Below are 8,947 nucleotides of genomic sequence, written 5' to 3'. Positions count from 1 at the left end.
GGGTCAACAGGAACTCGTTCAGCGCCGACGAGGTATCGGAACACATCATGTCCGCCTGCGGGAACAGGTCGAGGATGTTGTCGTCGTCGGCGAACCGGAGGTGGTCGTTCTGCAGCGCGCGGAACTTCGCGACGGTGTCCGGATTCATCTTCGGATGGAAGGTCACGATCCAGCGCCATTCGCCGCTGCGCGACAGCCGCTTCACTTCCTCGTACAGCGTCTCGGCCGCGCTCCATGACGGCGAGAACGTCGAGTGGTACAGGATGACGGGCGGTTCGCGCACCGGCGGCACGCCACCGGCGATCTCCTGCATGAAGGGATCGATCTTCGGCCAGCCGGTCTCGACCACCTTGAAGTGGCCGACGCGCGCGGCGATCTCGGAGAACGCGCGCGTATCGTTCGGCCCGGTGGTGCAATAGAGATCGAAGAAGCCGCGGATGTAGATGTGCCGCGGCTTGCCGGCATCGAAGCCATGGAAGGTTTCGACCTTCACGCCCGGGAAGAAGTGCGGCACCGCGTTGCTGCCGGTGATCACGGCGATGGCGTTCCAGCGCCGGACCTCTTCCGTGGTGGCCAGCAGTTTCTCGTCCGGCCTCAGGTCTTCCGCGCCGGGACCGTCGAAGAACCACGCGGCTTCGCCGCCGCGGGCGCGGATCGCGTCCTGCAGCGGCCGCAGGATGGCGAGCGCGTAGCGCTCCGAGCCGTAGAGGAGGTAATGCTTGGCCATCAGCGTTCCAGTTCGTGTCGGACGAGCTTGCGGTGTGCGGCATCGATCGATGCGGGGTTGTGCTGCATTTCGTAATAGCGCATGCGCTTGTACACGGCGTAGCTGGCGGCGGTCTGCGCGATGATGAAGCCGCGCCAGCCATCCAGGAACGCCAGCCGCACCAGATAGTCCTTGATGAAACTGGCCAGGTACACCAGTGGCGCCAGCCACATCCGCACCGGGCGCCCCTTGTCGTTCCAGTCCAGCGCCTTCAGCTCGCTGTAGCGCAGCACCTTCAACTGCTTGTGCACCAAGCTGGGGTTGTCGGCGTGGTTGAACGGCGCAGTGAACTCCAGCGCTTCGCCGTCGAAGCGCAGCGATTCATGCACGCGCGCATCGCTCCAGCGCGCACGCCCCCGGTGGTACAGCCGCGCCATGCGCTCGCCCACCATCGGGCGATACCAGCGCATCGGCGCGCCCATCAGCCAGGTTCGTCGCCGCAACCAGGCGCCGGCCTTGTCGGACGCCATCAGCGCGGGCAAACCGGCCTCGAGCTGGGCAGCCAGTTCGGGGGAAAGGAATTCGTCCGCATCCAGTACCAGCACCCAGTCATGGATGGCCCGGGTGTCGGCGAAGTTGCGCTGGGGTCCGAAGCCCAGCCAGGGCTGGTGCACCACGCGCGCACCATGCGCTTCGGCAACCGCGACCGTCTCGTCCTCGCTGCCGCTGTCGACCACCAGCTTGTCCGCGGCGAAAGGCACGCTGTCCAGGCAGCGCGCGATGTTCGAGGCCTCGTTGTGGGTGATGACGACGAGGGAAACGGGAAGAAGAGGCATCCGCCGATTCTACCCGCGCGGTCCGCGGCGTGGCGGCCTCAGGCCTGCGCGACCGGCAGGGCGGGTTCCTGCGCTGGACAAGCCTCCAGGACCGCCGCATGGTGGCCCCGGGCGCCCGCGCTTCGCGGCTGGCCGACCATCGCCGCCACCGCCTCCACCAGTCGGGTGCGGAACACGGCATCGTTGTCCAGGAAGAACGCGCGTGCCGCCTGCTGTTTCGCCTGGATCGCCGCATCGTCCATCGCCAACACGGTGGAGACCGCCGCCTCCAGGGCCTGCGCATCCACCAGGTAGCGCGTGGCCAGATGCTGGCGATCCGTGTGCGAGTACGGGATCAGCACGCCGCGCTCTTCGGTGACCAGTTCGTTCATCGGCGCGGCGTCGGTCGTCAGCACGACGGCACCCACGCTGAGCGCCTCCACGATGTAGTGGCCGAAGCCTTCGGTTTCCGAGGGACACAGGTGGAAGAGATTTGCGTTCTGCAACTCGCGCAGCTCGGCGTCCGCCAGGTAGTCCACGCGATGCACGATGTTCGACGCCCGTGGCCGGATGTCCGCCATGCGCGGATGCTGTACCACCGTCAGCGTGGGCCATTCGGGGTGCCGCGCCCATGTCTCGAGCACCACGCGCGTGCGCTTGGCGCTGCTGCGCCCGGCCAAGTGCAGGAAGGTGCACTGTCTTTCCACGTGGTGGAGATGGCGATCGCTGCTTGTGAACCCGATGGGTGCGATGGCCGCACCCCGATTACGGAAGATCTGCTCGGCATGGCGGGTCTTCGTCATCACGCCATCGACGCGACGCAGGCGCCGCACGTCGCGCGGCAGGCACCATTCCGGATTCGGAATGAAGGCATTGCGGGCCGCGGACTGCAGGTACTCGGGGGCCACGTGCTCGAGCATGATGTTCAGGTCGAACCGCTCTGCGCCGACCAGGCGCCGTCCGGCAAGACGAGCCCGCTGCAACCAGGGGCCGAACCACTTCCTCAGCTTGCCGCGGCCGCGCGCCGGCTGCAGGCTGACCCGATAGCCGGCGTCTCGCAGTGCCTGTTCGATGAGACGGAGATCGCGGCTCAGGCCGACACCGTTGTCCCAACCGATCAGGTTCACGTGCGGCATTGGAGAAAAGAGAGGCGGTGGAGCGCCGATTCTAGAAATCGCTCCATGACTCGATTGTGAGAGCCATCAAGCACGGCCGCGGTACGTTTCACCTGAATTCACGAATGTGAACGGGTTTCGCTCAAGCCCCGTGACGCCACCATCCCACTGCCCAGCAGCAACCCAGCCAGCACCACGAAGGCGCTGGTGCTCAGGGCGTGGGAAAACATCGACTGGGTCAGGCCGGACACCAGATAGGTCGCTGCCAGCATGCCTGCGGTCCAGGGCGCGCCGCGCGGCCGGTCGAGCCGGGCCTGCCGGATCTGGCGCGCAGCGATCAGCAGGGGCACCAGGTACAGCGCGGCCAGTGCTGCGATACCGAACACGCCCATCGTCGCCCCCCACTGGGCGATGTCGTTGTGCGCGTGCTCCAGTCCGCAGAAATGCCGCTCTCGTCCCAGGCAGTACCGGCTGTCATCGATCCGCTCGGCGAACCCGCCGATGCCGGTCCCCGTGAGCGGCGCTTCGCGAAACGCGTCCCAGGCCACCGACAGCAGGGCGATACGCGCGCTGATGGGCTTGTCCACCTGTCCCTGGGAAAGGCCGGCCACGTCCGCGTGCAATTGATCCAGACGGAACTGGGTGGACAACCACGGCACCGTCCACATCGCGACGAAAAGCGCCGCCAGCACGACGGCCGCGCCGCCGAGCCGCCACCAGCGACGGCGCGGCGCCGTGCCCACCAGCCACATCAGCACCACCAGTCCCAGACCCGGCAACACGCCGCGGCTGCCGCTCAGGGTGACCGCGACATTGGCCAGTACGATGGCCGCCAGCACCAGCAGGCGCATCCTTCCCCGCTCGTCCGCGGGCCTGCAGAACACCGCGACCACCGACAGCGCCAACACGGCATTGGCGAACACGATCGGGTTGGCGTCACTGCCTGCCCGATCCACGCCCAACGCCGACTGCGCGATCGATACGGCGGATGCGACCAGCAGCCCGACCAAGGCGCCGTACCACAGGCCGGACAGGCGCACGCGCGTTACCCAGGCCAGCCAGGCGCACCATGGCAGCAGCAAGGTGCGCGATGGGTTGTCCAGTTCGGCCAGCCGCGCATCGCCTCGCCACATCGACGTGGCAGCGACGGCGATCACGAACACCGCGACGGCGAGCAGCGCATACACGGCACGCGGCACGGCGCGCCGATCGCGCAGCGCGTCCGGCAGCGCCAGCAACGTGGCGAGGAACATCAGAGCGGCGAACACGGACAGGCCCTTGGGCACGACAAGCAAGGCGGTAGCGGCGAAGCCGGCCAGCCATGTCAGCCCGCGCGCGACCTCCTGTCGACGTTCACTCCTGTCCTGCATAGCTTCCGGTCCTGCGCATTTCGACGTGACGATCAAGGCGGCGGTCTCCGCACTGTCGCGGGCGCGACCGCCATCGCGGCACGTTCGTGCCGCGACCGCGCGACACTCGAACCGCCCGCGGTGCGCAAGTATGCGTCAGCCGCGCGCCTTCACGGCACACCCCTGCAACGACGCGCGGGTGATATGCGACGTCCTGCAACCGGGCTCACGCTTTCCGCAGTGCGGCATAGAAGAACCCGTCCATGTCCTGCTCGCCCGGAAGCCGCTGCCTGCCACCATCATCGGCGCGACCCCACGCGTCACCCAGTGCCTCCATCGCGGCATCGGCATGCCTTGCCCTGAACGACGCGAGTTGCTCTGCATTTTCCATTCGCAGCAGCGAGCAGGTGGCGTAGACCAGCCGGCCGCCCGGGCGCAGCACCTGCCATGCCGCGTCGAGCAGGCGCGCCTGCAGGCCGGTCAATGCCACCATGTCCTCCGCACGGCGGTGCAGCAGGACATCAGGTTGGCGCCGGACGATACCCGTGGCGGAGCAGGGCGCATCGAGCAGCACGGCGTCAAACGGTTGTCCATCCCACCACGACGCCGGATCGGCACCATCGGCTGCGTGCAGGCGTGCACTCACGCCCACGCGCTCCAGTGTTTCGCGCACCCGCTGCAGGCGGCGCGCATCGATATCCAGCGCCACGAGCTGCAGCGATGGATCGCGTTCGAGCAGATGCGCGGACTTGCCACCGGGGGCTGCGCACAGGTCCAGCACGCGCGCACCGGCCGGCAGATCGTGGAACAGATCCGCCACACGCTGGGCGGCACCGTCCTGCACCGACACATGGCCCTCGGCAAAGCCGGGCAACGTGGTGGCCGCGACGGGCGCCCGCAACAGGAGGGCATCCGCCACGCCGTCGGCGGTCTCGGCCGCGATGCCGGCATCCTGAAGCCGCCCCCGATACGCCTCGCGCGTGCCGTGCCGGCGGTTCACCCGCAGCCACAGGGGCGCCTCGCACTGGCTGGCGGCGAAGATCGCGTCGGCCTGCTGCGGCCAGTCCGTGCGTACGTGCCGCCGCAACCAGGCGGGCCAGGCCGCGTCGGCAGGCACCGTCGGCAAGCCTTCGCGCTGCGCGCGCCGCAGCAGCGCATTCACCAGCTTGTCCTGGTGCGGTCGCCCCAACGCCCGCACGGCTTCCACCGTGGCGGACAGTGCGGCATGCGCGGGCAGTGCCATCACCACCAGTTGCGCGAACCCCACGTGCAACAGCGCGCGCAGCTCGCTGTCGGCTGGTCCCGGGGGCTTGCTCATCCAGGCCGCGATCGCCGCCTCGCCGCGCACGCGCGAGCGCAGGGCAGCGAAGCAGATCGCCTCCAGCAGCGCGCGGTCGCGCGCATCCTCGATGCGGGGCAGGTTCGCGGCGAGCTCGGCCTTCAGCGAGCGACCCCGATGCATCACGGCGTCCACGACGCGGGTCGCGATGACCCGCACCGCGACGCCGGCCTGGGTCGTCATGAGGCCACCAGGTCGCGCCGCGCGTTGAGGTAGTCCGCCGCGGTGATGGCCTTGCCGCCTTCCCGCTGGACGACGCGCAGGCGCAGCACGCCCGTGCCACAGGCGATGTCCAGACCCTGCCTGTTCGCGGCCAGCAAGGTCCCGGGGGCTGCGGCATGCCCGTGGTCGACGGGCACGGCACCATGGATGCGCAGACGCTCCCCGGCGACCTGTGCTTCGGCGACGGGCCACGGGCTGAACGCGCGCACCTTGCGCGCCAGCACGTCGGCGGGCTGCGCCCAGTCCAGCTTCGCCTCGGCCTTGTCCAACTTGCGCGCATACTCGATGCCCACGTCGGACTGCGGGTGCGGCGGAAGCCGGATCCCGGCACGCAACAACCCCAGCGCATCGCGAAGCACCTGCGCGCCCAGGTCGGAAAGCCGGTCGTGCAGCTGGCCGCCGGTGTCGTCAGGTCCAATGGGCAGGCTTTGCGCCAGCAGCACCGGCCCTGTATCCAGACCGGCCTCCATCTGCATCAGGCAGACGCCGGTCTCGTCGTCGCCGGCCTCGATCGCGCGCTGGATCGGCGCCGCACCCCGCCAGCGGGGCAGCAGCGACGCATGGACGTTCCAGCACCCGTACTGCGGAATGTCGAGCACCGCCTGCGGCAGGATAAGGCCGTAGGCCACGACGATCATCACGTCAGGCTGCATCTCGCGCAGCGCATCCTGGGTGGATTTCTTCTTCAGCGACAACGGCTGCAGCACCGGGATGCCGCGCTGTATCGCCTCCAGCTTCACCGGCGAGGGCGTCAGTCCGCGGCCGCGGCCGGCAGGCCGGTCGGGCTGTGTGTAGACGGCGACGACTTCATGGTGGGCATGCGCCGCGCGGAGACAGGGCACGGCGAACGCCGGCGTGCCGGCGAAGACGATTCTCATGGGGGGCAGGCTTCTGGAAGGGAGAGGGGAGCCGGCGGGGACAGCCCGGTCATCCGGTCCCGCCGCACGCGCACGTCAGGCGACGTGCTTGCGCTGCTTGGCCAGCTTCTTGCGCACCATCTCGCGCTTCAGCGGCGAGAGGTAGTCGACGAACAGCTTGCCGTCCAGGTGATCCATCTCGTGCTGGATGCAGACCGCCAGCAAGCCGTCGGCACGCAGCTCCTGCGGCTGGCCCTGCCGGTCGAGGAAGCGCACCGTCACCTCGTCGGCACGGGTGACGTCGGCGAAGATGCCGGGCACGGACAGGCAGCCTTCCTGGTAGACCTGCTCGCCAGCCTTGTCGCTCAGCTCGGGGTTGATGAAGACCTGCGGCTGGTTCTTCTCTTCGCTGATGTCGATCACCATGAAGCGCTGGTGCACGTCCACCTGGCTGGCGGCCAGGCCGATGCCGGGCGCGTCGTACATGGTTTCGAACATGTCGTCGAGCAGGCGCTGGAAAGCGGGCGTCGTCACATATCCGGCATCGACCGGCGCGGCCTTGGTCCGCAGGCGCGGATCGGGGAATTCGAGGATGGGAAGCAGGGCCATGGTACGTCTCGGGATGGGGGCGCCAGTGGAATCCGGCAAGGCCTCACGAATTCTAACGCGGGCGCTTGCGTTGCGCCGGGTTTTCTGGACTATAGTGCTGACCACCTGTCGGGGAATCAGGTAGATACCGCCATGTTTAAATGTTTTCGTACGGTTTTCGCCGTTGCGGTGCTGACCGTCGGCACCTATGCGGCTGCCGCCGAGATGGCGGGAAGCCATCCTGATACCTATGTGGTCAAGCGTGGCGACACGCTGTGGGACATTTCCGCGCGCTTCCTCAAGAAGCCGTGGCTGTGGCCGGAGATCTGGCAGGCCAACCCGCAGATCCAGAACCCGCACCTGATCTACCCGGGCGACGTCATCAGCCTGGCCTACCTGGACCGCGTCGCGGTGCAGCCGGGGCCGCGCCAGGATGCCCCGCTCAACGCCATCCCGCTGTCCGACATCGAGCCGTTCCTCAAGGATCGCCGCGTGGTGGACAGCTTCGAACAGCTGCCGCATGTCGCCGGCCTGGACGAAGACCGCCTGCGCGCCTCCGGCGGCCACAACATCTACGTGCGCGGCCTCGATGCCGGCCAGCCCGGCCAGCGTTACCTGGTCGTGCGGCCCACCGCCCGCTTCACCGACAATCCGCGCGCCCAGGATCTCGATTTCCGCGGCCGTTYGATTCGCGGCGAAGTGGACCAGTGGAAGGACATCGTCGAGCAGAGCGGCAAGGGCGAGTTCCTGGGTTACGAGCTGGTCCGGGTCAACGTGGCCACTTTCACCCGCGGCGTCGTGCCGGGCACCGAGGTCAGCACCCTGGTCGCCGATATCGGCGGCCACGAAGTCCGCGTCGGCGACCGCCTGATCCCGGTCGATGCCCAGCCTTACGACCTGCATTTCTTCCCGCACCCGCCCGCCCGCGATCCGGCCGGCAAGCTGCGCGTGCTGGCGGTGGCCGATGCCCTGACATCGGGCGGTCCGCGCGACGTGATCGCCATCTCCGGCGGCCGGCTGGACGGCGTCGACAATGGCACGGTGTTCTCCGTCTGGCGCAATGGCAGCCACACGGCCAACCGCATGGCGTATCCGGAATCCTCGCGCGTCAGCGAGTCGCCCAAGTCCGGGGCCGGTCGCGTCAGTCTGCCGGACGAGTACGCCAGCCATGCCATGGTGTTCCGCACCTTCGACAAGGTCAGCTACGCGCTGGTCATGGAAGGCGTGGAAGCCACGCGCGTCGGCTACGAGCTGAAACATCCGGACGCAACCTACTGACGCGCRTCGGGTAATTCCTACGCGGTACCGCGACGGCGCCCGAGGGCGCCGTCGTCGTTTGGCGCCTACGCTGGGCGCATGCCCAACGATGACCTGATCGCGCTGGCCCGGCTGGTCCTGGCCGGCGGCCCCGTCCTGCCGCGTCGTCGCCTGCTGGAACGATACGGTTCACCGAGTGCGGCCATGGCCGCTGGCGCCATGGCCTGGCGCGCGGAGGGACTGGACGGCCCGCGGATCGCGCAGCTCCAGCAGAAGGGCGAGGACGAAGCGCTGGCCTGCACGCTGCGCTGGCTGCAGGTCGACGGCCACCATCTGATCGGCTGGCACGATGCCGATTACCCGGCCCCGCTACGGGCGATGTCCAGCCCACCGTTCGCCCTGTTCGTCGATGGCGACCCCAGCCTGCTGTGGCGCCCGGCGGTCGCGGTCGTCGGCAGCCGCACCCCCACCAGCGGCGGCCGCGACAACGCGCAGGCCTTCGCGCGGGCGCTCGCGTCCGCCGGCATCGTGGTGGTCAGCGGAATGGCGCGTGGCGTCGACGCCGCGGCGCACGAGGCCGCACTGGCGATCGGCAGCGGCACCACCGTGGCGGTGGTGGGCACCGGTCCGGACGTGGTCTATCCGCCCGGGCACGACCGGCTGCGCGACCGGCTGGCGCTGAACGGGGCGGTCGTGAGT

At 68.8% G+C, this 8,947-nt stretch carries 9 protein-coding genes; 2 read left to right on the top strand and 7 right to left on the bottom strand.

Annotation, left to right across the window (positions count from 1 at the left end; translation table 11 throughout):
* The 7 genes from AC04L7_RS06945 to def form a co-directional block, all read right to left on the bottom strand.
* A partial coding sequence (locus AC04L7_RS06945) for a CDP-glycerol glycerophosphotransferase family protein (protein WP_475512737.1) occupies positions 1 to 727 on the bottom strand: 727 nt, incomplete at its 3' end.
* Entirely contained in the window at positions 727 to 1,542 is an 816-nt protein-coding gene (locus AC04L7_RS06940) for a glycosyltransferase family 2 protein (protein ID WP_299344210.1), read from the bottom strand. The genes AC04L7_RS06940 and AC04L7_RS06945, both read right to left, overlap by 1 nt.
* A gap of 38 nt (positions 1,543 to 1,580) precedes the next feature.
* Positions 1,581 to 2,657 carry a glycosyltransferase gene (locus tag AC04L7_RS06935; RefSeq protein ID WP_435996408.1) on the bottom strand — a complete coding sequence of 359 codons (1,077 nt, stop codon included), beginning with the start codon at positions 2,655 to 2,657 and terminating at the stop codon, positions 1,581 to 1,583.
* Between the two features lie 98 nt (positions 2,658 to 2,755).
* The gene (locus AC04L7_RS06930; RefSeq protein ID WP_435996406.1) at positions 2,756 to 4,006 is read right to left on the bottom strand and encodes an O-antigen ligase family protein; all 1,251 of its coding nucleotides are present in this window, start codon (positions 4,004 to 4,006) and stop codon (positions 2,756 to 2,758) included.
* A gap of 205 nt (positions 4,007 to 4,211) precedes the next feature.
* Positions 4,212 to 5,507: a 16S rRNA (cytosine(967)-C(5))-methyltransferase RsmB gene (rsmB, locus tag AC04L7_RS06925; RefSeq protein ID WP_435996404.1), complete on the bottom strand. Its 1,296-nt coding sequence runs from the start codon at positions 5,505 to 5,507 to the stop codon at positions 4,212 to 4,214.
* Positions 5,504 to 6,424, bottom strand: a complete 921-nt coding sequence (fmt, locus tag AC04L7_RS06920) for a methionyl-tRNA formyltransferase (RefSeq protein ID WP_435996402.1) — start codon at positions 6,422 to 6,424, stop codon at positions 5,504 to 5,506. The genes rsmB and fmt overlap by 4 nt, the downstream gene beginning before the upstream one ends.
* 75 nt (positions 6,425 to 6,499) lie before the next feature.
* Entirely contained in the window at positions 6,500 to 7,012 is a 513-nt protein-coding gene (gene def, locus AC04L7_RS06915; RefSeq protein WP_296279162.1) for a peptide deformylase, read from the bottom strand.
* A 132-nt stretch (positions 7,013 to 7,144) separates the two neighbouring features.
* On the opposite strand from def, the gene AC04L7_RS06910 reads away from it, so the two are divergent.
* Both AC04L7_RS06910 and AC04L7_RS06905 read left to right on the top strand, forming a co-directional pair.
* Entirely contained in the window at positions 7,145 to 8,269 is a 1,125-nt protein-coding gene (locus AC04L7_RS06910; RefSeq protein ID WP_475512736.1) for a LysM peptidoglycan-binding domain-containing protein, read from the top strand.
* A 78-nt stretch (positions 8,270 to 8,347) separates the two neighbouring features.
* Positions 8,348 to 8,947 (top strand): DNA-processing protein DprA (locus AC04L7_RS06905; RefSeq protein WP_475512735.1); only part of this gene is annotated, 600 nt, incomplete at its 3' end.

This window comes from Pseudoxanthomonas sp. LjRoot204_2 (assembly GCF_056175765.1).
This window is presented reverse-complemented; position numbering and strand designations above follow the sequence as displayed.